This is a genomic window from Deltaproteobacteria bacterium (assembly GCA_016709225.1).
Taxonomy (GTDB): Bacteria; Myxococcota_A; Polyangia; order Nannocystales; family Nannocystaceae; genus Xiheibacterium; species Xiheibacterium phototrophicum.
The window spans coordinates 346,835-370,406 of the sequence record JADJEE010000001.1 but is presented as its reverse complement, the minus strand read 5'-3'; the positions used below and the strand labels follow the sequence as shown (position 1 = coordinate 370,406).

Annotated in this window: 16 protein-coding genes; 5 read left to right on the top strand and 11 right to left on the bottom strand. The window is 71.4% G+C overall.

Translation table 11 applies throughout. The annotated features are described in order from the left end of the window. Window positions 1-30: 30 nt before the first annotated feature. The 3 genes from IPH07_01555 to IPH07_01545 all read right to left on the bottom strand — a co-directional run bounded on the left by IPH07_01555 (window position 31) and on the right by IPH07_01545 (window position 3,757). Entirely contained in the window at window positions 31-1,896 is a 1,866-nt protein-coding gene (locus IPH07_01555; protein MBK6916063.1) for a hypothetical protein, read from the bottom strand. 186 nt (window positions 1,897-2,082) lie between these two features. Next, entirely contained in the window at window positions 2,083-2,991 is a 909-nt protein-coding gene (locus IPH07_01550; GenBank protein ID MBK6916062.1) for a phosphoribosylformylglycinamidine synthase subunit PurQ, read from the bottom strand. 25 nt (window positions 2,992-3,016) lie between these two features. Next, a complete protein-coding gene (locus IPH07_01545) occupies window positions 3,017-3,757 on the bottom strand; it encodes a hypothetical protein (GenBank protein ID MBK6916061.1) in 741 nt (246 codons plus the stop codon). A 156-nt stretch (window positions 3,758-3,913) separates the two neighbouring features. On the opposite strand from IPH07_01545, the gene IPH07_01540 reads away from it, so the two are divergent. Further along, on the top strand, window positions 3,914-5,632 hold the full coding sequence (locus IPH07_01540; GenBank protein MBK6916060.1) for an outer membrane protein transport protein: 1,719 nt from the start codon (window positions 3,914-3,916) through the stop codon (window positions 5,630-5,632). Between the two features lie 16 nt (window positions 5,633-5,648). On the opposite strand, the gene IPH07_01535 is transcribed toward IPH07_01540, so the two are convergent. The 3 genes from IPH07_01535 to IPH07_01525 all read right to left on the bottom strand — a co-directional run bounded on the left by IPH07_01535 (window position 5,649) and on the right by IPH07_01525 (window position 11,665). After that, entirely contained in the window at window positions 5,649-8,195 is a 2,547-nt protein-coding gene (locus IPH07_01535) for a S9 family peptidase (GenBank protein ID MBK6916059.1), read from the bottom strand. 30 nt (window positions 8,196-8,225) lie between these two features. Beyond that, window positions 8,226-8,567 carry a hypothetical protein gene (locus IPH07_01530; GenBank protein MBK6916058.1) on the bottom strand — a complete coding sequence of 114 codons (342 nt, stop codon included), beginning with the start codon at window positions 8,565-8,567 and terminating at the stop codon, window positions 8,226-8,228. Window positions 8,568-8,692: 125 nt separating this feature from the next. Then, window positions 8,693-11,665 (bottom strand): phosphoribosylformylglycinamidine synthase, encoded by a 2,973-nt coding sequence (locus IPH07_01525; GenBank protein ID MBK6916057.1) that lies wholly within the window; start codon window positions 11,663-11,665, stop codon window positions 8,693-8,695. 403 nt (window positions 11,666-12,068) lie between these two features. Between IPH07_01525 and IPH07_01520 the strand changes: the two genes are divergently transcribed. Continuing rightward, complete coding sequence (locus IPH07_01520) at window positions 12,069-12,638, top strand: hypothetical protein (protein ID MBK6916056.1); 570 nt, start codon at window positions 12,069-12,071, stop codon at window positions 12,636-12,638. A 106-nt stretch (window positions 12,639-12,744) separates the two neighbouring features. On the opposite strand, the gene IPH07_01515 is transcribed toward IPH07_01520, so the two are convergent. The 4 genes from IPH07_01515 to IPH07_01500 all read right to left on the bottom strand — a co-directional run bounded on the left by IPH07_01515 (window position 12,745) and on the right by IPH07_01500 (window position 19,804). Then, window positions 12,745-14,262: a hypothetical protein gene (locus tag IPH07_01515; GenBank protein MBK6916055.1), complete on the bottom strand. Its 1,518-nt coding sequence runs from the start codon at window positions 14,260-14,262 to the stop codon at window positions 12,745-12,747. 304 nt (window positions 14,263-14,566) lie between these two features. Beyond that, the gene (locus IPH07_01510) at window positions 14,567-16,093 is read right to left on the bottom strand and encodes a hypothetical protein (GenBank protein MBK6916054.1); all 1,527 of its coding nucleotides are present in this window, start codon (window positions 16,091-16,093) and stop codon (window positions 14,567-14,569) included. Window positions 16,094-16,440: 347 nt separating this feature from the next. Further along, on the bottom strand, window positions 16,441-19,131 hold the full coding sequence (locus tag IPH07_01505; GenBank protein ID MBK6916053.1) for a leucine--tRNA ligase: 2,691 nt from the start codon (window positions 19,129-19,131) through the stop codon (window positions 16,441-16,443). Between the two features lie 178 nt (window positions 19,132-19,309). Then, entirely contained in the window at window positions 19,310-19,804 is a 495-nt protein-coding gene (locus tag IPH07_01500; GenBank protein MBK6916052.1) for a hypothetical protein, read from the bottom strand. Here IPH07_01500 and IPH07_01495 point away from each other — a divergent pair. Further along, window positions 19,803-20,786 (top strand): hypothetical protein, encoded by a 984-nt coding sequence (locus IPH07_01495; GenBank protein ID MBK6916051.1) that lies wholly within the window; start codon window positions 19,803-19,805, stop codon window positions 20,784-20,786. The genes IPH07_01500 and IPH07_01495 overlap by 2 nt on opposite strands. 110 nt (window positions 20,787-20,896) lie before the next feature. Here IPH07_01495 and IPH07_01490 read toward each other — a convergent pair whose 3' ends face one another. Further along, window positions 20,897-22,096, bottom strand: a complete 1,200-nt coding sequence (locus tag IPH07_01490) for a hypothetical protein (GenBank protein ID MBK6916050.1) — start codon at window positions 22,094-22,096, stop codon at window positions 20,897-20,899. A 96-nt stretch (window positions 22,097-22,192) separates the two neighbouring features. Here IPH07_01490 and IPH07_01485 point away from each other — a divergent pair, with 96 nt between their 5' ends. After that, the gene (locus IPH07_01485) at window positions 22,193-22,714 is read left to right on the top strand and encodes a VCBS repeat-containing protein (GenBank protein MBK6916049.1); all 522 of its coding nucleotides are present in this window, start codon (window positions 22,193-22,195) and stop codon (window positions 22,712-22,714) included. Next, entirely contained in the window at window positions 22,657-23,502 is an 846-nt protein-coding gene (locus IPH07_01480) for a VCBS repeat-containing protein (GenBank protein ID MBK6916048.1), read from the top strand. The genes IPH07_01485 and IPH07_01480 overlap by 58 nt, the downstream gene beginning before the upstream one ends. Window positions 23,503-23,572 lie beyond the last annotated feature (70 nt).

Sequence of the window (23,572 nt, the reverse complement as noted above, 5' to 3'; positions counted from 1 at the left end):
GCTCGGTCCCCGCGCGCGGGGCCGAGCGCGCTACGGCTCGGCCGCGACCATGCGCGCGGCGGTCACGACCCACTTGCTGCGCGGCAGCTCGACGCGGGTCTCGAACACCACGTGCTTGCCGTCGGCGGTGAACAGCGGGCTGCTGTCGCGCAGCTCGTTGCGCGTCAGCACGCGCATCGACGCGCGGTTGGTGTCGACCACCGCGATCTCGGCGTCGTCGTCGTGGTCGGGGTCGGTGTCGCCGCCGCGGACCACGAAGGCTGCGTGGTGGCCGTCGGGCGACACCACCACGTCGGTGATCTGCGCGGTGCTGGCCAGCAGGGTCGCGCTGAACAGCGTCGGATCGAGCTCGTACACCGTCGGTCGCGCGTCGGCGACGATCGGCGTCTTCTCGGGCGCCAGCGGCGGCTCGGCGAACATGCCCGCCAGCGGCCGCGACATCGACACCCGGAACAGCCGATCCTCGGCACCACCGAGCACGGCGAGCAACGCCGGCTCGCCGGGCACCGCCACCACGTCGCGCAGCGACATCGCGCCCTCGACCACGCTGGTCGAGACCACCAGCACCTTCAGGCTCTCGCTGCGGCTGAAGAACATCAGCCAGCGGCTGCCGTCGAGTTCGTAGGTGCCGATCGCGACCAGCCGGTCGTCGTCGATCCACCGCAGGTCCGACAGCGACGTCGACTCGAGCATGCCGAGCAGCTGCTCGGGCTCGCCGGGTGCGACCACCGAGATCACACCGAGCCCGCCGAGACTGCCGGTGCGCGCGACCATGCCCTTGCCGTTGACGTGCGGGTCGCCCTCGATGCCGGCCCGCGCCGGCGCCACCGCGCCGAGCGCGGTCCAGCTGCAGCCGGGCGTCGTGGCGTCGAAGCGCCACAGCGTGTCGCCGTGCTCGTGTGAGCCCGACAGCAGCGCGGCGCCGTCGGGCGACCACCAGAAGCCCCGCCAGTCGCCGACGTGGGCGGTGCCACCGAGCAGCGCGCTGCATGGCGTGCGCTGCCCCGGCTCGGCCCCGACCGCGCCCGCCAACAGCGATTCTTCGGGTGCGAGATCGAGATCGGCGCGCACCGCATCGCGGGTGACGATCTCGAACGCACGGCTGGTCGACAGCAGCGTGTTGTCGGGCAGCGGGTGCGCCACGACGCTCTCGAGCGGCTCGCCGATCAAGCTCGGCATCGCACCGCGCTCGCCCTCGGTGAGCATCTCGCGGATGTCGTCGACGACCTTGTTGGCCATGCGCTCGGCCTCGGGCACGTCGTCGAGCTTGCGCAGCGCCTCGCGCAGCTTGTCACGCAGCTGCAATTGCGCGACCGGCAGCGCGTCGGGCTCCCGCAGGGCCGCGAGCTGCTCCTGCTCGAACAACGCCTGCAGAAGCGACACGGTGCCGTCCTTCAGGACCTTGCTGGGCTCGGGGTTGACGGTGAGGTGGTGGGGGAACGCGAAGTCGCCGGCCGAGACCGCGGCCCAGCGCACGTGCTCGGGGAAGCTCGGCACGCCGCCCTCGAGGTCGAGCTTCGAGAAGTCGACCTCGCCGGGCTGCTCGAACACCACGAAGCCCCAGCCGAAGCGATCGGCGAGCGCCATGATCGCCTCGGTGCCGTCGACCTTCAGGTCGGGGACCTCGTCCTTGGCCTTGTTCACCCACGCCTCGAACGAGCCCTCGGCGGCCTCGAAGCCGACCCGCTCGAGCACCACCGAGTAGCCGACGTGCGTACCGCGCGTGACGACCAGGACCTTGCCGGCCTCCTCGGGGTTGCCGGTGCCACCCTTCTTCAGGAACGAGTAGCCGGCGGCCCCGAGCGCGCCCGCGATCAGCACGCCGAGGACGATGAACTTACCCCGCCCGCTGCGGCGCAGCGTCTCGAGATCGGTGCTCGATCCGAACTCCGTCATGGCAGGCACATTGACATGGTTTGGCGCGCCCGATCTGCATGCCCGGCCCTGGGCCCGCTGCGTGTGTGAGCCATCGCCGGCCCCCCGGCCGGCGCGAGGTCCAGCGTGCAACCATGTCGACGGTCGACACGTCGCCGGGCCGCGCGGCGCTGCCCGCGTGCGGCATGTCGGCCCATCGGACGCGCGTCAGCGCAGGACGGAGCGCAGGCCGCTGGCGAGGACACCGAGCCCGTCGCCGTGCACCGGTGCGTGACCGCGCGCGCGCCAGCGGGTGAAGTCGGGATGGGCCTCCGGATAGAGGAAGGCCTCGGGGTGCGGCATCACGCCGAAGACGCGACCGCTGCGATCGCACAGCGCGGCGGCGGCGTCGGTCGAACCGTTGGGGTTGTCGGGCCAGTGCTGGGTCGGGCGGCCCTGCGCGTCGACATAGCGCAGCGGCACCAGGTGGTCGGCCAGCGCGCGATCGCACGTGGCCTCGTCGGCGAAGATCAGCTTGCCCTCGCCGTGTCGCGCCGGCACCTCGAGCACCGCGCCCGAGCCGTCGCGGGTGAACGCGCACGGGCTCGCGGGATCGAAGCCCAGCCGCACCCACGCGTTGCGATAGCCGAGGCGGTCGTTGTCGACGATGGAGATCTGCTGCGGCGCGAGTCCGTCGCCGGGTCGGCGATCGAAGGCCGGCAGCAGCCCCAGCTTGGCGATGGTCTGGAAGCCGTTGCAGATGCCGATCACGTGGCCGCCGTCGTCGACGAAGCGGGCCAGCGCGTCGCCCATCCGGAAGCGCAGACGATTGGCCAGCACGCGCCCCGAGGCGATGTGGTCACCGAACGAGAAGCCGCCGCAGAACGCCAGCATGTGCACGCCCTGCAGCGCGGCCGCGCCGGCCTCGAGCAGTGCCCCGGTGTGGATGATCTCCGCGCGGGCGCCGAGCATGGCGAAGCCGGCGGCGGTCTCGGCCTCGCAGTTGAGGCCATAGCCCGAGAGCACCAGCACGCGCACCGCGGCCGCGCCCGCGACCGGTCCCAGCTCGAAGGACCATGCACTGCGCGGCGGTGCCGACGACGGCGACGCGGCGGTGATCGGAGCGGACGACGACATGGCGAACCCCAGCGGCGGACGCCTGTTAGCCCGAGCTGCCCGAGCCGCCCGAGCCGCTGCCGTCGGTGCCGTCGGTGCCACCGACCGGACCCGACGGGCACGCGTAGAGCACCTCGGTCGGCAGCGCGTCCATGCCGGTCACGCGCTGGGCGGCGAAGGTCGAGCCCATCAGATCGAGCATCAGCGGCTGCGTGACCATGCCCGTCACGGTGCCACAGAAGACGTCCTCGGTCTGGATCACGCCGGTCAGCTCGAGGGTCGCGACGATGTCACCGCCGGTGATCGGGTTGGCCGCACCGGTGACCATCACGGGGTTCTCGATCACGAAGCCGAACGCACCCGCGGCGTCGACCGGCGTCGCCGGCAGGCTCAAGATCTCGCCGACCGGCATGCGCGGCGCGGTGGTGCTGCCGACGTCGAGGCTGAGCGGCTGCAGCTCCATCGCCAACGTGCCGCCGTCGCCCCCGGGGGTGAAGGTGGCGGTGGTGTAGAACTGCATCGGGTGCGTGGGGTCGATGACGGCCGACAGCGCGAACAGGAACGTGCCGCTGACGTCCGCCAGCGCGCCGCCCATGTCCATCTTGGTGTTGGCCGCATCCTCGCGCTCCTCCTTGGTCTGGTCCAAGAAGGCGTCGTACTTCTCCTGCGGCTCCGGGGACGGGCAGCCGGCGGCCAGCCACAGCGGCGCCGCCACGGCGAGCCGACGCAGGTGCGATCGCGATCGAGCGAGCGTAGCGACGTGGAGGGGATCGAAGGCCTGCGTCATGTCGGATCCGGGCGGGCACGTCGGGGCGAAGTCCGACGGGTGGTCGCCGCCGAAGCATGCCGCAATCTCCCGCCCCGGGGAAGCCGCCGCCGTTGTAGAGTCGCCCGCGGGGCACCCTCCCTCGTGCTCCACAGTCCGCAACCGACGAGACCAGCGATGGCCCACGCGAGATCGAACCACGCGACCCGAACGACCCTCCCGACGATCGCCGCGCTGGGCCTGCTGACGGCGGCCGCGGCCTGGCCCACGCAGGCGCACGCCTCGGGCATCGCCGCCGCGCGTTTCGGCGGCGAGCACGGCCATCCCACCACCGACAACCCGACGGCGCTCTACTACAACCCCGCCGGCATCGCGCTGTCGAAGGGCACGCACATCTTCGTCGACGGCACCATCGCGCTGCGCTTCGCCAGCTACACGCGACCGGCCTCCGAGGTGAACAGCCCGCAATCCACCGACATCGCACCGGGCGCCAACGACGGCAAGGCCACGCTGTTCAACGCCGTCGCCGCGCCGTTCTTCGGCGTGACCTCGGACTTCGGCACCGACTTCATCTACGGCGGCCTCGCGCTGTACTTCCCGTTCGGCGGCTCCGCCGTGTGGGACAAGAACAAGACCTACCAGGGCAGCTCGCAGTTCCCGGGCGCCGCCGACGGCGTGCAGCGGTGGTACTCGATCGACGGCACCATCCGCTCGATGTACGTGACCGGCGGGCTGGGCTTCAACATCCGCAAGATCGGCCTCTCGCTCGGCGTCACCGGCAGCGCCATCAAGTCGAACGTCGTCACGATCCGCGCGCGCAATGCCGACGGCACCGACGACCTCGTCAACGGCATGCCGCCGGACACCTCGCTCAAGGAGGGCCGCAGCTACATCAACGTCGACGGCTGGCAGGGCGGCTTCGGCATCGGTGCGATCTACGACGTGCTGAAGCAGGGCAAGTACTTCATCGGGCTGTCGTACACCAGCCAGCCCAACGTCGCCGGCGGCATGACGCTCAAGGGCACGCTCGACAACACCCTCGCGCTCGGCGAGCCCTCGCAGAGCCAGGTCGAGCTCACCCAGACCATGCCCGACATCCTGCGCCTGGGCTTTCGCGCGCGCCCGACCGCGAAGTACGAGATCCGCGTGTTCGCCGACTACACCCGCTGGTCGGTGTTCAAGAACCAGTGCGTGCTCGATCGCTCGGTCGCGGATCGCAACTGCGACTTCGCCAACATCGACAACGCACTCGACGATCCGACCAACTTCGGCGGCAACGCCAACCCGGCGGTGGTGCAGCACCTGCCGCGGTTCTGGAAGGACGCCGGTGGCGTGCGCGTGGGCGCCAGCTACTGGTTCGTGCCACAGGTCGAGGGCTACGTCGGCGTGGGCTACGACAGCACCGCGGTGCCGCTGCAGACGCTCGACCCTGCGCTCATGGACGCGCACAAGATGAGCATCTCGGCCGGCGTGCGTTGGCAGATCATCAAGAACTTCGCGCTCGCGTTCACCGCCACCGAGCTGGCGTTCTTCCGCACCAGCACCAAGGGCAAGAGCGCGCTCAACCAGTTCCAGTCGCCGACCAAGCAGCCCTCGGCCAACGGCGTCTACCGGCAGTTCTTCCAGCTGTTCAACATCTACGTCGACGTCTCGTTCGGCTACGGCGGTCGCAAGAACAAGGACAAGGGCAGCAGTCGCAAGCGCACCAAGCAGGATCCCGAGGTCGCCGCACCGGTCGCGACCCCGGACGCGAGCGTGGGTGTGGACGCCAGCGTCGGCGCGGAGCCGGCCCCAGAGCCGACCCCAGAGCCGACCCCGCCGGCCGACGAGCCCGCGGCGCCCGAGGGCGACCCGCCGGCCGACGCCACCGCCGAGGACGCGCCGCCGCAGCCCTGAGGCTGCGACGCCGGCGTTAGTCGGTCGCGCCGCGCTTGCCCGCGCCCTCGGTGCGCACGGGGCTGTCGGCCGCCGGCTTCGCGAGGTGGGTGTCCAACCACTCGATCTCCTCGGCGAGCAGCTGCAACAGGTTCTCGCGCGCGGTGTAGCCGTGGGCCTCGTGGGGCAGCACCACCAGTTTCGCGACGCCACCGTTGCCTCGGATGGCCTGGAACAGCCGCTGCGACTGCAGTGGAAAGGTGCCGGAGTTGTCGTCGAGCTCGCCGTGCACGAGCAGCAGCGGCTCGTCGATGGCCTCGGCGTGCATCAGCGGCGAGACCTCGACGTAGGTGGCCTTGGCCTCCCACAGCGTGCGTCGCTCGCTCTGGTAGCCGAACGGGGTCAGCGTGCGGTTGTACGCGCCCGAGCGCGCGATGCCGGCGGCGAACAGGTCGGTGTGCGCGAGCAGGTTGGCGGTCATGAACGCGCCGTAGGAGTGGCCGCCAACGGCGACGCGTCGACGGTCGATGTCACCGGTGGCGACCGCCGCGTCGATCGCCGCCGCGGCCGACCACGTGAGCTGCTGCAGCAACGTGTCGTTCATGGTCTCGGGATCACCGACCACCGGCATCGCCGCGTCGTCGAGCACGGCATAGCCGGCCGCGAGCAGTGCCAGCGGCGAGCCGCCGGTGACGCGCAGGAATCGGTTCGGTGAGGCCCGTACCTGACCGGCGGTGTCCTTGTCGTTGTACTCGAGCGGGTAGGCCCACAGCAGCATCGGCCAACCACCCGCGGGCGCCTCCCCCGGGGGTCGCCACAGCGTCGCCGACAGCTCCACCCCGTCTTGCCGACGGTACTTGAGCAACGTGCGGGTGACCCCCGCCAGCTGCGGATGGGGGTCGGGCCATGCCGTCAGCGCGCGGGTCGCATCGACCTCGCGCAGGTGCAGGTTGGGCGGCACACGCTGGGACTGCTCGCGCACGATCATGCGCGCGCCCGCGGGCCCGGCGGCGAAGCCGACCAGCTCGCGCGAGGCGTCCGCCGGCGACTCGAGCACGCGCGTGCGCGTGCCGGTGGCGAGCTCGAAGCGATCGACGAACGGCCGATCGCCCTCCGGCGTGGCGCCTTCACCGGCGAGGAACATGGCACCGTCTTGCACGATCACTGCGTGCCCACCGTCGGGCAGCGCGCGCTCGACCGGCTCACCGGGATCGCCGTAGGCGTCGTTGCTCGAGCGATCGAACAGCTTCGATGGCGGTGTGGCGCCGTCGAGCGCGATCATCCAGGTGGTCAGCCACCGGCGATCGCGGTCGTACTCGGTGGCCAGCACGCTCGCGCGATCCTCGAGGTGACGTAGGCCGCGTGCGCGATGGCGCAGGCGGGTGACCTCGACCGGTGCATCGAACGGCGGCAGCGCTCGCAGCAAGCGATCACGGTCCTCGGCGGGTCGTCGGGGATCACCGCCGTCGGTGGCCTCGAACCACACCAGCGTGGCCGGCTCGCTCGGTGCCCACTGCACCTGGCGCGGCCCCGTGCGCACGCCGTCGATGGGGATGGTCTCGGCGGGGCCATCGTCGGCGAGCGTCGCGACCACGTGGCCGCCGGCGTCGCGGACCTCGATGACGCGCGCGAACCTCGAGCTCGGCACCGCGTACGAGAACGGCCGACGGATGCGCTCGATCAAGACGTAGCGCCCATCGGGCGAAGCCTCGACGTCGGTGAACATGCCGACCTCGGACAGCGAGGTCTTGGCGCCCGTCAGCGACACGCGCGAGAGCCCCGAGCTCGCGAAGTATTCGAACAGATCGGCGTCGTGGGCGTTGCGCAGCAGGTCCTGCCAGGTCCGGTTCTGCGCACGCTCGCCGTTGGCGAGCTCGATCATCGGCCCCGCCGGTACCCGCGGCGCCGGCGGTGCAGCGCCCTCGCGGCGGGCCTCGAGCACCAGCAGTGCATCGTGACCGACCCAGCGGTACGCCGGCGCCAGCACGTCGACGACGTCGAGCAAGCGCCGCGCACCGCTGCCGTCCTTCGCCGCGACCCACAGCTCCACGTGGTCGTCGGCCAGCGACAACCACGCGACGTGGGCACCATCGGGCGACCAGCTCGGTGCGGCGATCTGGGCATCGCCGATCGGCACGACCCAGCGCTCGTCGCCACCATCGATGCTCAGCACCGAGAGCCCGTGCAGGCTCCGCACGCGTCGCGTCGAGCCACGGCGGCTGTCGATGCGCTCGCCCGCGAGCGCCGCGAACGGACGAGCGACCTCGGACAGCGGCGGCATCGCGGGCGCGTGCCCGAGCAGGATCGATCGCCCCTGCGGATCGACCCACGGGATCGGCGTGGGCGGCGACGAGACCAGATCGCGGACCGCCGCGGTGGGCTCGCGCCACTGCGCCTGGGTCGGCCCGTCGGCGGTCGCGGGCGGCGGCGACACCTCGACGCCGAGCGTCGTGCCCGGGGGCCCGGGCTCGACGGCGGCGTCGGCCGCCGCGGGTGGGCAATCGGCGGCGTCCGGATCGCTGCGCTGCGCGCAGCCGGTGAACACCAACCACGGGAGCGCTGCAATCCACCCACGTCGCGTCACGGCCGCGCAAGCGTAGCAGTCGATCGACGACTACGGCGCGTCGGGGATCTCCGGGACCTCCTGATCGCAGGCGCCGTCGGGGTAGCCGTAGCCGTACGGGTTGCAGAAGCCCTCGCCCGGCCGAGGGATGTCGCAGAACACGTAGTCGTCGGGCAGCCCGCGTCCGCGACAGTCGCCGTCGTTCTCGCACGACACCTGGCAGTAGGTGACGTGGCCCTCGCAGACCCATTGGCAGACGTCGTAGCGATCGTCGGCCTCCATGCAGGCCTCGTCGGTGGTGCACTGCGAGACCGGCACGAGCGCCCGTACGTCGTCCGCGCTGCAGGCCGCGACCCAACACCCCCAGGCCGCGACCAGCAGCCGCACTCCCACCCCCGCCGTCCGGCGCCCCACGACATCCATCGATCGCCCTCATCCCCGGCCATGGCCGCATCCGTCACGGACCGTGGCCGTCGTCGGCGCCCCTGGGATGATCGACGTGGGCGAGACGACGTTTCTCAGTCGACGACCCAGCGCGCCCGCAGCTGCGTCGTCGAGAGATCGACGATCGCTCGACCGCCACGCTCGATGCGCAGCCCCGCGCGACCACGGCGTGCATGGCCGAGCGCGACGAGGCCATGGCGACCCAGCGCGGCCTGCACCGCACCGCGGCGCTCGGGCGCGACGCCCAGCAGCACCCGCGAGGTCGACTCCGAGAACAACGCGACGAAGCCCGAGGCCACCGCCAGCTCGTCGACGCCGACCTCGATGGACAGCTCGCTCGCGAGCGCGGTGTGGGCCAGCGCGAGCGCGAGCCCGCCCCGCGACAGCGGCAACGCGCTGCGGAGCTGCCCGTCGGCGACGAGCTGCGCGAGCGCTCGATGGCGCGCCGCCGCGGCCGCGAGATCGGTCTGAGGCACGGCGCCGGCGAGGCCGTGACCGAGCAGGCGATGGATGCTGCTGCCGCCCAGCTCGTCGGCCGTGGGCCCGAGCAGCCACAGCTCGGTGTCCTCGATGACAACCGGATCGAGCGCGCCACCGACGTCGTCGATCTGCGCCATCACGCTGACCAGCAAGGTCGGCGGGATCGAGATCTTCACGCCGCCGATCGAGGCGTCGTTCTTCATCGAGTCCTTGCCGCTCACCAGCGGCACACCGAACGCGACGCAGGCCTCGCGCAAGCCCTCGCAACACGCGACCAGCTGCGCCAGCTTGTGGGCGCCGTCGGGCGTGCGGTCGCTCTGCACCGGATCGGGCCAGCAGAAATTGTCGAGTGCGGCGATGCGATCGACCCGCGCGCCGGCGGCGACGACCCGGCGCACGGCCTCGTCGACGCAGGCGTGGGCCATCGCGCGGGCGTCGAGGTCGGCGTAGAACGGGTGCACGCCCTCGCCCAGCACCACGCCCTCGCGGCGACCATGCCGTGCGCGCATGACGGTCGCGCCGGCGGGCACGTCGCGATGGACCCCGACGTGGGGCTTGATCACCGACAGCCCCTTGACCTCGTGGTCGTAGCGTCGCGTCAGCGCGTCGTTGCATGCGTGCTCGGGCATCGCCAGCAGCGCGAGCACGAGCTCGGGCAGCTGCGCGTCGGCGGTGCGCGACGGATCGGGCGCGGCGGCCACCTTCGCCGCCGCCAGCTCGGCGCGCAGCGGCGGCAGCGGCACGCCGTCGTGGAGGAACGACAGCGGCAGATCGACCACCTCGAGCTCGCCGTGACGCACCACCAGGCGGCCGCTGTCGGTGAAGCGACCGAGCACGGTGGCCTCGACCTCGTAGCGTCGGGCGAGCTCGAGGAACGCGGGCAGCTGCGCCGGCGGCACGGCCACCGTCATGCGCTCCTGCGCCTCCGACACCAGGATCTCCCACGGCTGCAGCCCGGGGTACTTGAGCGGGGCGCACGCGAGGTCGAGCTCGGCACCGCCGCTGCTGGTCGCCATCTCGCCGACCGACGACGACAGCCCGCCCGCGCCGTTGTCGGTCATCGAGCTGAACAGCCCGCGATCGCGCGCGACCGTGAGCATGTCGAACATCATCTTCTGCGTGATGGGGTCGCCGATCTGGACCGCCTGCACCGGCGCGTGCTCGTCGAGCCGCTCGCTCGAGAACGTGGCGCCGTGGATGCCGTCCTTGCCGATGCGTCCGCCGACCATGACGATCGCGTCGCCGACCTCGGCGCGCTTCTCGTGGGTCGGTCGCCCGGCGCTGGCAACCGGCATCACGGCCACGGTGCCGCAGAAGACCAACGGCTTGCCGGCGTAGCGTGGGTCGAACAGCTCGAAGCCGCGACTGTACGGGATGCCCGACTGGTTGCCGCCGTCGATGACGCCATGGTGCACGCCCTCGCGGATGCGCTTGGGATGCATGAGCCCGGCCGGCAGCGCATCGGCGTGGTCGGGCGCGCCGAAGCAGTAGCCCCACACGTTGGTCAGCAGGTCGGCGCCGCGCCCGGTGCCGAAGCTGTCTCGGTTGACGCCGACGATGCCGGTCATCGCCCCACCGTAGGGGTCGAGCGCGGACGGCGAGTTGTGGGTCTCGACCTTGTAGACGAGGTGGTCGTCGTCGGTGAAGCGGACGACCCCGGCGTTGTCGTGGAACACCGACACCAAGAACGGCGCGTCGCCGTCGTCGCGCGCGGCCGCGACCGCCTCGGTGGCGCCGCGGATGAAGCTGCGGAACAGCCCTTGCGACAGCATCGTGGTGGTGCCCCCCGCGACCCGCTCGATCGGCGACGCGAAGATCTTGTGCTTGCAGTGCTCGCTCCACGTCTGCGCCAGGCACTCGAGCTCGGCGTCGGTGGGGTCGCGTCCGCGGTCGCGGAAGTGGGCCGCGATCGCGCGCATCTCCGGTAGCGACAGCGCCAGCACGCCCTGCTGCGAGATGCGCTGGAGGGTCGCGTCGTCGGCCACGCGCAGCGGCACCGTCGCGACCCGCGGCGGATCGGCGGCGCCGGCCTTGGGCAGCTCGAGGTCGAGCACCCGTGGCAGCCGGTCGACCCGTGCGCGCTGGATCAGCGGATTGCACAGCAGCCGCCGCGCGGCCTCGAGCATCTCGTCGCGACGCGGGCCCGCGAACGCGTAGGCGTGCGCGCTGTAGGCCGCCCCCGCGAGGGTGCGACCGAGGCAATCCTGCGCGGCGCGCTTGAGCGTGGTGCCGACCGCGTCGGTGACCCCGGGACGGAAGCCGATCGTGAGCACCGCGGTGTCGGCCGGCCACGCCGCGTCGGACAACATGCCGCTCGCGCCGCGCTCCGCGACCGGATCGACGACGGCCGCGAGCACGCGCGCCGCTTCATCGTCGGTCAGCTCGAGATCCAGCAGGTAGACCCGGCGAGTGTGGATGTGGGGGCGCAGCGTGGACGCCAGCGACGTGATCGCGTCGGCCTTCGCACCCGCGCCTGCGAGCTGTGCCGCAACTCGATGCGCGCATTCGGCGGCCAGTGCGTCACGGCCATGCCCGCGTGGCTCGACCTCGAAACGATGGATCGCCACCAATGCCTCGGCCGCCCTTGTCCCCGATGGGCGTGCCGCGGTCAAGCCGCCCGCGGGCATGCGGCGAAGGGGGGTCGCGGTCGCACCGCTCGCGCATCGCGGGCCTTGACAATGTCGGCCGTCGCTCTGCAACATCGTCGTCGTTCGAACGAGATGGTGCGCTTGGGTCGGTGCTCGTGCAGCCACCCATGGCGCGACCTGGACCCGGTGACCGGCCCCTGGTGAAAGGGGGCGGTACGTCGCACCCAACCGACGGCCCTTCGAGATCGAGCCCTGCCCGCCCGTGGCCGGGTCGCTTCGAGAAAGGCCACGAAGGCACCGCGAAGCCCGACTTGGGGCCGCGGGCCGGTCGAGGCTCCACCTCGGCCGAACCTCCCTCCTTCCTCGAGGCAAAGAGATCCGCATGGGGCATCCCGAGCAGCAGCCGGAGGCTGCGCAAGCCACCGATCGAGCCGATGATGCGTGGGCCGAGTCGCTGCGCACCGTGATGCGCGACGTCATCGCCTCACTCCCCGATCACGCGACGTTGGGCGAGCTGGTCGCGGCGACCCGCGCGAGCGCCAACATGTCCGCGGTCCTGGGCCTGTTCACGGTGCAAGAGCTGATCGACGCCGTGCGCAAGCGGCCGCCGCCGGCACCGCGCGCGGCGCCGAAGAACGGTAGCCCCCGTGCACCCGAGGTCCAGCTCGACGCCGACGGCAACCCGGTGATGGACCTGGGCGATCCCAGCGCGCTCGTGATCCGACGACGCGCCGACGTCCCCGACGGCGACATCCGGGTGCTGCGCTGCCTCGCCGAGCGCGGTGGCTTGCGCGAGGGCGAGCTGGGCTCGCTGGTGAAGCTCACCGGTGAGCAGCTCCGCATCATCCTGCGTAGCCTCCGGGCCAAGGGCTTCGTGCATCTCGAGGGCAGCGGCGTGAAGCGTCGCCTCAAGATCACCCGGCACGGCAACGCGTTCCTGCGCAAGCAGTGACGCCCAACGATCGACGGGCGTGGACCCTGGTCGGACCAGGTCCCACGCCCGTACGCGTGCGGCCGCGGCGACGGCACCCGCGGCGCCGCGCCGGATCGCAGGGGCCTCAGCCGGCCGGCGGAATCGCCGACGAGATGGCACCCGTCAGGCAGTTGATGGCGGCGCTGAAGTCGTCATCGCAGATCGACTCGATGCAGCAACGCGCCGACGACTCGTCGATGCTCGGCGTGGCCGGATCGTCGGGCTGGTTGAGGCCCTCGCAGACCTCCTGCACGCGGGTCGGGAAGATCGCGCTGCCGTTCTCGTTGTTGCAGCCCGGCGCGATGTTGCCGAACTCCCACACCTTGTCCTCGACCTCCACGCCGTCGTCGAGGTCGGCCTGGGTGAGATCGGTGTCCTCCCAGACGCGGAACTCGAGCGCAGCGACACCGCCGGCGGTCGGCTCGTACGGTGGGTCGGGGTTGTGCGCGGTGACCTCGGGCACGCCGAGGATGCCCAGCATCACCACCGGCTTCTTGCGGTCCTTCACGAGGTAGTCGAGGTACGCGGTGTAGCGCTCGGTCGGGTGCAGCACGCCGTTGTCGGTCGAGACGCAGTCCGTGTACGCACCGGTCGCGTCGGGACCACTGCACTGCACGCCCGCGTTCCAGCAGATCGCCGACGACGGCGCCGGGCTGCCGGTGTGCGGGTTGACCTCCCAGAACTCGTTCTGCGCCTCGTTGGTGAAGTACGAGAAGCCCTCGGGTGCCGCGACCGAGCAATCGACCTCGTCGGTCACGATCGCGATCGCCAGCACCGCGCCGTCACGCAGGAACGGCTTGCTGAACTGCCCCCACTCCTCCGAGGCGTTGCACTCGTCGGTGTTGGGGTTGTTCCAGCAGGCGGTGGGGTTGATGGCCTGCAGCATGGTCTCGAGCGGAGCCTCGTAGCCGCAGCCGTCGATGCCCTGGGGGCCGATGCACGACAGCGCCTTGGCGGGGTCGTCGGTCGGGACGTTGGTGCCGAGCGCATCGAAGTGCAGGAACTGGTCGGCCGGGGCGATGTCCATCGGACAGCTCGCGGTGCAGGCCTCTTCGATGACGAAGGGGTTGTGGTTGCCCAGGCCGGTGAAGCGGTTGATGCGGGCGTTGCAGCCCTGATAGACCGGTGCGCCGCGGCGCGGCTCGTAGTCGGGCTTCTCGAACGGCGTGCACAACGGGTGACCGAAGTCGGTCGTGGTCACCATGATGTTGACGCTCGGGTAGAGCATGTTGCCCGCGGCGTCGGTCAGGTTGCGCAGCTGGTTGACGAGCAGCGGGAAGTTGGCCGCGAGGTTGAGCTGCTCCTCACCCATGGTGCCGCTGTTGTCGATGACGAACACGAGGTCGATCATCGTGCAGTTGCCGTCGCCCACGCAGTCGCCGGGGCCGCCGGTGGTGTCGACCAGCGAGTCGAGCTTGGGCCCGGTGGTGCCGCTCTCCTCGGCGGTGGTCGAATCGGCACCGACCGTGGTGGTGATGGTCACCGACGACATCGTGGTGTCGTCCGCCGAGGTCAGCATGGGCTCGTCCCGGCCGTCCTGGCAGCTGGTGAGCCCGAACAGGGTGGCGGTCGCCGCCAGCAGTGCAACCTTGCGCGTCTTCATCGAAGGAATCTCCACGTTGTTCGGCCTCGGGCGGCCGCGAAGCCAGAATCTCGTGCGTGCACCGCGGGGGTCGCCGCGGTCGCGCCAAAAGTGTGTCAGAGCGATCGCGTGGTCACAAGATTCGCCGACCCCGCCGCATGGATGGTCGCGTCGCCGTGGGCCCTTCGGCCGGAGCCACCGCGCGCCGCGACCGGTGCGGCGTGCGTCCACCCACACGCCAGAACGACAAACGCGCGTGAACGCCCCCGTCGAGGGGCTTCCACGCGCGCTCGCGTCGATGGACCGCGCCGAGGCGCGCGCCCGATCAGCCGGGCTGCTGGATCGACTCGCCGATGATGCCGGTGAGGCAGTCGATGGCCGGCGAGTAGTCGACGTCGCAGATCGACGTGATGCAGCAGCGGATCTTGTCGCCGGTCGCATCCGAGTAGTCGAGCGCGTGGCAGACCTCCATCACGCGGGTGTTCGGCGTGGCCTGCCCGGTGAAGTTGCCCATCGCGTCCTGGCCGGTGCAGCCGGGCCCGATGCCGAAGTCGAACTGCTTGTCCGCCGCCTCGACGCCGCTCATGAACTCCGCCGGCAGGATGTCACCCGCCGGGTACTGGCCGTCGCGCCAGTCGCGGTACTCGAGCGCGAGCTCGCCGCCGGCGATCGGGTTGTAGGGCGGCATCTCGTTGTAGGCGGTCACCAGCGGCACACCGAGGATGCCGAGCATGATGACCTCCTTGTTCTGGTTCTCGCGCAGGTCGTTGACGAGGTACTGCGTATAGCGCTCGATCGGCTGCAGCTTGCCGTCGTCGAGCGAGGTGCAGTCGCTGTACACGCCGGAGGCGTCGGGGCCGTTGCAGCTGACACCGGCGTTCCAGCAGATCGCCGACGAGGCCTGCTTGTTGCCGTTGTTCGGGTTGATCTCCTGATAGGCCTGGTCCTCCATGATGGAGTAGTCCTTCACGGAGCACTCGACCTCGTCGGTGACGATGGCGATCGCGAGCAGTGCGCCCTGGCGCAGGAACGGCTTCGCACCCTTGTTCCACTCGGCGCCTGGGTTGAGCGCCTGCAGCATCGTCTCGAGCGGGGCCTCGTAGCCGCAGCCGTTGATGCCCTGCGGGCCGATGCAGCCCAGCGCCTGCGCGACCGCGGAGTCGAGCTGGCCGTCGGCGTTGATGTCCTTGGGCGCCACGTCCGGCACGTTCTTGGTGTCGGTCGAGGCGTTGAAGGCGATGAAGGGATCGCTCGGCACGATGTCCGACGCGCACACGTTCGTGCAGGCCTCCGGCACCATCGTCGGGTTGCTGCCCAGGCCGGTGAAGTCGTCGATGCGCGAGTTGCAGCCGGTGACCGTGGGCGCACCCTTGGCCGGCTGGTAGCCCGCGGGCTGGAACGGCGTGCACAACGGATTGCCGAAGTCCGTCGTGGTCACCATGATCTGCACGTCGGGCTGGATCGAGTTGCCCGCCGAGTCCATCAGGTTCTCGAGGCGGTCGACCAGCAGCGGGAAGTTGCGCGCGAGGTTCTGCTGCTCCTCGGCCATCGTGCCCGAGTTGTCGATGACGAACAGCAGGTCGATCTGATCGGTGCAGCCGAGATCGACGCTACCGCAGCCACCACCGGTACCGGCACCGACGTCGAGCTTGTCGCCGCTGTCGGCCTCGCCGATGGTGTCATCGGTGGTCGACGGGTCGGTGCCCCCGCCGGTCAGCGTGGTGATGCTGGTCATCGTCATCGAGTCCGATGCGGTCTCCTGCTGGCGATCCTTGTCGCCACACGAGGCCAGACCGAGCGCCAACACCCCGAGAAGCCCGCCGTACGAAACCAGCTGTCGATTGCGTGTCATGTCTAGATGTCTCCCCTTGCACGAGGCCGTCGCAGCGTGGCCCCTCTTCGGCGCGCCGCCCGTCCGGCGGGTCGCGCTGCGATGTTTCCGCGACGACGAAGGTATCAGAGTCGACGACGCGAGGGCCGGGAATCGGCGCATCGCGATCGTCACTTCGTGCGGGGTCATCGAACCTCGCAGGCGCCCGTGAGCTTGCCACCGACGCGGCCGTCACGATCGCGTGAGCCGAACCGAAGCGGTCGCGTCGTCGGGCTCTGTGGGCGCCGCCGCGGACGGATTCCTGCCGAATCCACCGCGGGGTCGCGCCCACCGTCGGCCGCCGCGGGCGCCCACGCCCACGGTCGTCGTCACAGCACGAAGTTCACCAGGCGCCCGGGCACCACCACCACGCGCTTGGGCTCGGCGCCGCCGAGGTGCCGTGCGACGTCGTCGACGGCGCGGGCGAGCGCCGCGAGCTCGTCCTTGCTCGCCGACTTCGGCGCAGGGATCTCCGCGCGCCACTTGCCGTTGATCTGCACGACCAGCGTGAAGCTGTCGTCGACGAGCCACGCGTCGTCGGCCGCCGGCCACGCCTCGTGGGCGAGCGATCGCGGCTGGCCGATCCGCGACCACAGCTCCTCGGCGAGATGGGGCGCAAAGGGCGCGAGCAGCAGGCAGAACTGCGCCGCGGCGTCGCGCGGCAGCGCCGACTCGTCGCCGTCACCCGCCGCGATCACGTCGCGCACGAACACCATCAACGAGCTGATCGCGGTGTTGAACGCCATGCGATCGATGCGATCGGTGACCTCGGCGATCGTGCGGTGCAGCAGGCGACGCTGTCGCGGCGTGCCCTCGCCCGCCACCAACGCCCGCGCGGCCTCGTCGGTCGCGCCCTCGGGCGCCGGCAGGTGGAACAACTTCCACACCCGCTGCAGGAAGCGGTGGACGCCGGCGAGCCCCTCGGTCTGCCACGGCGCGCTGTGCTCGAGCGGGCCCATGAACATCTCGTAGAGCCGCACCGAGTCGGCGCCGTAGGTCGCCACGACCTCGTCGGGGTTGACGACGTTGCCGCGGCTCTTCGACATCTTGTCCCACTGGATCTCGACCACCTCGCCGGTGGCCTTGACGACCCACTGCTTGGCGCCGGGCCGCTCGGGATCGTCGCGCTCCTCGACCTCGGGCGGCAAGAACACCAGCTTCTTGCCGCTGTCGTCCTTGCGTCGATCGAGCGGCAAGAAGGTCGCACCGAGGATCATGCCCTGGTTGACCAGGCGCTTGAACGGCTCGGGCTCGTGCACGTGGCCGAGGTCGAACAGCACCTTGTGCCAGAAGCGCGAGTACAACAGATGCGTGGCGGCGTGCTCGACCCCGCCGACGTACAGATCGACCGGCATCCAGTACGACTCGGCGTCCTTCGACCACGGCAGGTCGCCGTTGCCGGGATCGCAGAAGCGCAGGTAGTACCAGCAGCTGCCGGCCCACTGCGGCATGGTGTTGGTCTCGCGCAGGGCCCCGTCGGGCAGCTGCTTCCACGCGGTCGCTCGCGCCAGCGGGGGCTCGCCGTCCTCGCTGGGATCGTAGTCGGCGACCTCCGGCAGCTCCACCGGCAACGGGTCGATGGCGTAGATGCTGCCGTCGCTGCGATGCGCCAGCGGGAACGGCTCGCCCCAGTAGCGCTGCCGCGAGAACAACCAGTCGCGCAGCTTGTAGGTCACACGGGCGCGCCCGCAGCCCTGCGCCGCGAGGTGCTCGGTCATCGCCCGCTTGGCGGCGGCGGTGGCCTGCCCTTCGATGTGCGGCGAGTTGACGGCGATGCCCTCGCCGACGAACGCCGCGACCGCGACGTCGACCGGCGCGCCGCCCTCGGGTGCCACCACCTGCACGATCGGCAGTCCCATCGCGCGGGCGAAGGCGTGGTCGCGATCGTCGTGGCCGGGCACCGCCATGATCGCGCCGGTGCCGTAGCCGAGCAGCACGTAGTCGGCGATCCAGATCGGAATCGCCGCGCCGGTCAGCGGATGGGTCGCGAACGCGCCGGTGTCGACGCCGGACTTCTTGCCCTCGATCGACTCGGCCTGGCGCTCGCGCTCGCTGCGACGCGCGGTGCGATCGACATACGCGGTCACGGCCGCTCGCTGCGCGTCGGTGGTGATCTTCGCGACCAGCGGATGCTCCGGCGCGAGCACCATGTAGGTCGCGCCGTAGAGGGTGTCGGGCCGCGTCGTGAACACCGACAGGCTGGCGTCGTGGCCGGCGATCGCAAACGTGATCTCGGCGCCCTCGGAGCGCCCGACCCAGTTGCGCTGGATCTCGAGCACGTGGGGCGGCCACTCGAGCCCGTCGAGGTCGGCCAGCAGCCGCTCGGCGTACTCGGTGATGCGCAGCACCCACTGCTTCATGGGTCGGCGCACGACTTCGTAGCCGTCCTCGACCTTCTCCGCGACCTCTTCGTTGGCCAGCACCACGCGCAGGGCCGGGCACCAGTTGACCGGCGCCTCGTCGAGGTAGGCCAGCCGACGCGCGTCGCGGTAGGCCGCGACCGCGGCGTCACCGACGGCGGCGACCTCGGTGGGGATCGGCAGCTCGGCGATCGGCCGCGCGCGCCGGGCCTCGCGGTCGTACCACGCGCCCCACAGCTGCAAGAAGATCCACTGCGTCCACTTGTAGTACTTCGGATCGGTGGTGCTGAACTCGCGGCTCCAGTCGTACGAGAAGCCCAGGCGCTGCAGCTGACGACGGAAGTTGGCGCTCGCGTTGGCGATGACGGTCGCCGGGTGCACCCCGGTCTTCATCGCGTGTCGCTCGGCCGGCAGGCCGAACGCGTCCCACCCCATCGGGTGCAGCACGTTGAAGCCGCGCATCCGCTTGTAGCGCGCGATGATGTCGGTCGCCGTATAACCCTCGACGTGTCCGACATGGAGGCCGTCGCCCGAGGGATACGGGAACATGTCGAGCACGTAGAACTTCGGGCGCTCGTGATCGACCTGGGCGCGGAAGCTCTCGTGCTTCGCCCAGTACTCCTGCCAACGGCGCTCGATCGCTTGGTGGTCGTAGACCATGTGCAGGCGACGCTAGCAGCCCGCCGCGGCCGAGGGCAACGCGGCCGCACCGGGATCCGCTGCGCTCGCGGCCCCACGCTTGGAGCGCGGGCAGCCCGCGAGGCGGGTACGGGTACGGGCACGGGCACGGGCACGGGCACGGGCACGGAGGAGCGAGACCCCTTGCGGGGTCACGCTCCTAGCCCTCGGGACAGGGCTGCCCGACCGCGACGAGTTCCTTGGTCGCGCGCACGTCGAGATCGATGCCGGTCACGAGCACGCTGCGCGCCATCACCGAGGCCGCGTAGCACTCGGCGGTTGCAGCCTCGGGCGAGCGATCGGCGACCACCTCGACCTCGAACTCCGCCGCGAAGTCGACCTCGACACCGAGCGCCCGGGTGGGATCGCTGATCGGACAGGTCGCGCTGTCGCCGGTCAGCAGCGGCGGATCGGCGGGCTTGGTGCACGGCGCGGGGGCCGGGCGCTCGCAGCCGATCTGGCGCGCGGTGACCTGCACCGACACCACCTTCGGATCGTCGCAGACGGTGTTCGGCACCTGCGCCAGCAGGGTCGCGTGGGGCTCGCTCGGACCGGTGGAGCTCGATTCGCCGTCGGCGGCGGGCTCGTTGCATCCGGCCGGCCCCGCGAGCATCGCGAGCGCCAGCAGGGGCGCCGCGCCGAGGACCGACGACATGCGGGGAATCGACCGTGGGGACATCGTCATGGGCGGCGAACCAGGGCCGCCAGCCTACCACGCCCGCGCGCGCCGCCGTCCGATGCGCTACGCTGATGCGCAGATGCATTGCGGTTCGTTGGTGTCGGTATGCTTGGCGGGCGCGCTCTCGGTCGCGCCGGTGCGCGCGGCCGCAGCCCCTGCGTCCGAGGCCCCGGCCCCCGTCGAGGACGGCGCCGATGCGGCGATCGACCGCGCCCGCGCGCTCTACGAGGAGGGCAAGGCGTTGTTCGCCACCGCCGACTACGAGGGCGCCATCGCGAAGTGGACCACCGCGTTCCAGCTGGTGTCGAACCAACCCGACGCCGGCCGCATCAACGCGCTGCTCATCTACAACATCGCGACCGCGCGTGAGAGCGCCTACGACGTGACCGGCGACCTCACGCAGCTGCGCCAGGCCAAGAAGCTGCTCGAGAGCTTCGCGGCCAGCATCCCCACGCTGTACGGCGACGGCGAGCAGGCCGAGGCCGAGCGCGCGACGATCACCGCGCGACTCAACACCATCACCGCACAGATCGAGCGCGCCGAGCAGGCCCGCGCCCGCGATCGTCGGCGTGAGCGCGGCCCCGCCGACGATCGACCGACCGACGACGACGACCACCGGGGCGACGGTCGCGTCGCGATCGCGGTCGGCGCGGCCTCGCTCGCGCTCGGCGTCGGCGGCCTCGCGATGATGGGCGCCGGCCTCGGCATGGGCCGCGCGGCCAACGATCTCGACGGCATCTCCGCCGACGACATCGCGGCCCGCCGCGCGCAGTTCGACCGCGGTCGCACCGGCAACACGCTCGCCGTCGCCGGCGGCGTGATCGGAGGCGCGCTGCTCACGACCGGTGCGGTGCTGCTCGGCGTCGGCCTGTCGCGGCGCGCGGTCGGCCGCAGCGCGGCGCTGGTGCCCGCGGTCGGCCCCGGCTACGCCGGCCTGTCGTGGCGCGGCCGCTTCTGAGCCGCGGACGCCCGCGAAGCCTGCCCCGGCGACAAAGGCAGGCAGCGAAGCGAGGCGCGATGGCGACGCGGGACTCGCCGGCGATCCGCGGGGGCCGGCGATCCGCGGGCTCAGGGCACCGGGAACGGTGCGACCACGACGTCGTCGATCCACCATCCACGGGTCTGGGTGTCGTCGACGCACTGCACGCAGTCGACGCCGAACACGAACTCGAGCTGCACCTGCATGCCCGAGAGGCCGCTGAGATCGAACGCGACCGCGCCGCTGCGCATGCCCGAGAACGCCGCACCGCCCCCGCTGGTGAGCGGGTTGGGCGGGTGGTCCGTGCCCGGGGGGTCGCAGTAGTCGGCGAGCGTGTTGGGGTAGGCCCCGATCGGATTCAGCAGCTCGGGCTGGCCGTCGACCAGCACCCGCACGACGCCGCCGTCGCCCTGTGCGAAGTTCATGCAGGCGTCGACGTAGAGCTCGTGCTCGAAGCGGAGCTCCATCCGAAAGCCCGGCGGCAGCGCACCGGCGTCGGGGATCGCGAGCGCGGGCGTGCGGAGGATCGTGATGCCTGGGTAGGCGTACTGATCGCCGGGGTTGGTGATCTGCGGCACCGCACCGCTGTGCACGCGGCCGTTCGCGGCCGCCCAGCCCGGCGCGTCCGCGACGCCGAACTGCGAGAGATCGTAGGGCTCCACCGTCCAGCCCTCGAGCGCGCCGTCGTCGAAATCGGCGGCGAGCAGCGTCGGCTGACAGGCGTTGGTGCAGGCGTCCACCTCGACGGCGTTGTCGTCGTCACAGGTCTCGGCGGCGGCGTTGAAGTGGCCGTCGCCGCACTCGGGGATCGTGCAGTCGACGTCGCAGTCGTCGGCGTCGACCGAGCCGGGGTCGCACTGCTCCACGCTGACCCCGTCACCGACAGCCGTGTTCAGCGCGTAGCCATTGACCAGCCCGTCGCCGCACAGCGGCAGCGTGCAGTCGATGTCGCAGTCGGCATCGGGCGTGCCCGCGACCGCGGGCTCGCACTGCTCGCCGGGATCGGCCATGCCGTTGCCGCATCCCGCGGGGATGTCCGATGTGCTGCTGCCGCCGTCGCTCGATGAGGCGCTGGTGCCCCCGGTGGTGACACCGTCGGGGGGCCCGCCGCAGAAGCCCGCGACGCAGCGATCACCCACGCCGCAATCGCGATCCTGCTCGCACGGCAAGCCCTGCGCGGCGTCGCCCTTGAAGCAACCCGCGCTCAGGCACGCCAGCGCGAACGCCAGCGCGCGTGCGCCGTCCATGCGCCACACCGCACCGCCCACGGGGTCATCGAACACGTCCATCGAGGCCAATGCTGGGATGCTAGCAGGCTTGTGGTGGCGCGTGCAGCCGTCCTGGTCGGGCGCCCCTGCGCAGCCGACATGCTACGCTCCTTCGCCATGCACGCTTGGTTTCGCATGGTGTCGATGGTGGGATGCGCGGTCGCGGCCGTGACTGCGACCGCGTGCAAGGACGATCCGTCGGGCAACGCCGACTCGGCCTCGACCGGCGGCAGCTCGTCGGCCAGCACCACCTTGCCGAGCGACTCGTCGGGCATGTCGGGCGTCCCCATGGATCTGGGCGAGGTCGCAACCACCGCGAACTCGATGGGCGGTAGCTCCGAGTCCGGCACCACCACCGGACCCGACGTGCAGTGCGGCGACGGCAGCTCCGATCCCGGCGGCATCTGTTTCGGTGCCTCGACGGTGGTCTTCGACGACGCTCCCAGCGCTGCCGTGGTCGCGCTCGACCTCGACGCCGACGGCATCATCGACCTCGCGATCGGCCACCGCGATGGCCTGACGATCCTCTTCGGGATCGGCGACGGTGGCTTCACGATGGGCCAGGAGTTGGCGCTGCCGGGGTGCTCGGGCTCGCGCGCGGCGATCTCGGCGGCGACGCCCTGCCCGATCTCGTGCTGACCCACGGCGACGACGACAGCATCACCGTCGCGATCAACGACGGCGACGGCACCCTCTCACCGCAGTCACCGATGGCCGTGCTCGGCGCGCCGCCGCCGGCCGGCCCCGACGGCGTCGCGGTGGCGGACTTCGACGGCGATGGCGACGACGACCTCGCCGTCGTCGGTGCGCTCGATGCCTCCGCGCACCTGTTCGCCCAGACCGCGGGTGGCTTCGACGAGGTCTGGACCGGATCCACCGGCGGTAGCCCAGGCGGGCTCGCAGGCGGTCGCATCGGCGCCGCCGCGCCGGGGCTGGCGATCTCGAACCTCGCCGGCACCTCGGTCGCGGTGCTGACCTACGGCGGCGGCGGCTTCGACACCAGCGACAGCGTGGTGGTCGGCGCCGGGCCCCGCGGCGTCGCGCTGGCCGACCTCTTCGGCGGGGCGCAGAGCGAGCTCGTCGCGGTCGCCGGCGAGGACGGCACGGTCGCGATCGCGAGCGGCACCGACGCCGGCTTCGCCGCCGTGCAGGTGTTCGCGGTGGGCCCCCAGCCGCGCGCGCTGGTGATCGACGACATCGACAACGACGGGCGCCACGACGTCGCCGTGACCTTGGCGGGCGCCAACGCGGTCGCGGTGCTGCTGCAGCAGGACGACGGTGCGTTCGCGGCCGCGCAGACCGTGGCGAGCATCACTTCGCCGGGCGCGATCGCGAGCGCAGACTTCAACGGCGATGGCCTCGCCGATCTCGCGGTCGGCAGCGCAGCGCGTCTGGGCGGTGTCGCGGTCCTGCTCAGCGATCCTTAGCGAGCGCGGCCCTCGAAAGCCGACGCGCATCGGCGGCCCCTGACATGGGCGTCACACCTTGGGACGCCCG

Coding starts and splice junctions, on each gene's coding strand:
- IPH07_01520 (MBK6916056.1), top strand. CDS start 12,069: ATGGGGCATCCCGAGCAGCAGCCGGAGGCTGCGCAAGCCACCGATCGA.
- IPH07_01510 (MBK6916054.1), bottom strand. CDS start 16,093: ATGACACGCAATCGACAGCTGGTTTCGTACGGCGGGCTTCTCGGGGTG.
- IPH07_01555 (MBK6916063.1), bottom strand. CDS start 1,896: ATGACGGAGTTCGGATCGAGCACCGATCTCGAGACGCTGCGCCGCAGC.
- IPH07_01505 (MBK6916053.1), bottom strand. CDS start 19,131: ATGGTCTACGACCACCAAGCGATCGAGCGCCGTTGGCAGGAGTACTGG.
- IPH07_01495 (MBK6916051.1), top strand. CDS start 19,803: ATGCGGGGAATCGACCGTGGGGACATCGTCATGGGCGGCGAACCAGGG.
- IPH07_01515 (MBK6916055.1), bottom strand. CDS start 14,262: ATGAAGACGCGCAAGGTTGCACTGCTGGCGGCGACCGCCACCCTGTTC.
- IPH07_01540 (MBK6916060.1), top strand. CDS start 3,914: ATGGCCCACGCGAGATCGAACCACGCGACCCGAACGACCCTCCCGACG.
- IPH07_01550 (MBK6916062.1), bottom strand. CDS start 2,991: ATGTCGTCGTCCGCTCCGATCACCGCCGCGTCGCCGTCGTCGGCACCG.
- IPH07_01485 (MBK6916049.1), top strand. CDS start 22,193: ATGCACGCTTGGTTTCGCATGGTGTCGATGGTGGGATGCGCGGTCGCG.
- IPH07_01545 (MBK6916061.1), bottom strand. CDS start 3,757: ATGACGCAGGCCTTCGATCCCCTCCACGTCGCTACGCTCGCTCGATCG.
- IPH07_01500 (MBK6916052.1), bottom strand. CDS start 19,804: ATGTCGTCGGTCCTCGGCGCGGCGCCCCTGCTGGCGCTCGCGATGCTC.
- IPH07_01490 (MBK6916050.1), bottom strand. CDS start 22,096: ATGGACGTGTTCGATGACCCCGTGGGCGGTGCGGTGTGGCGCATGGAC.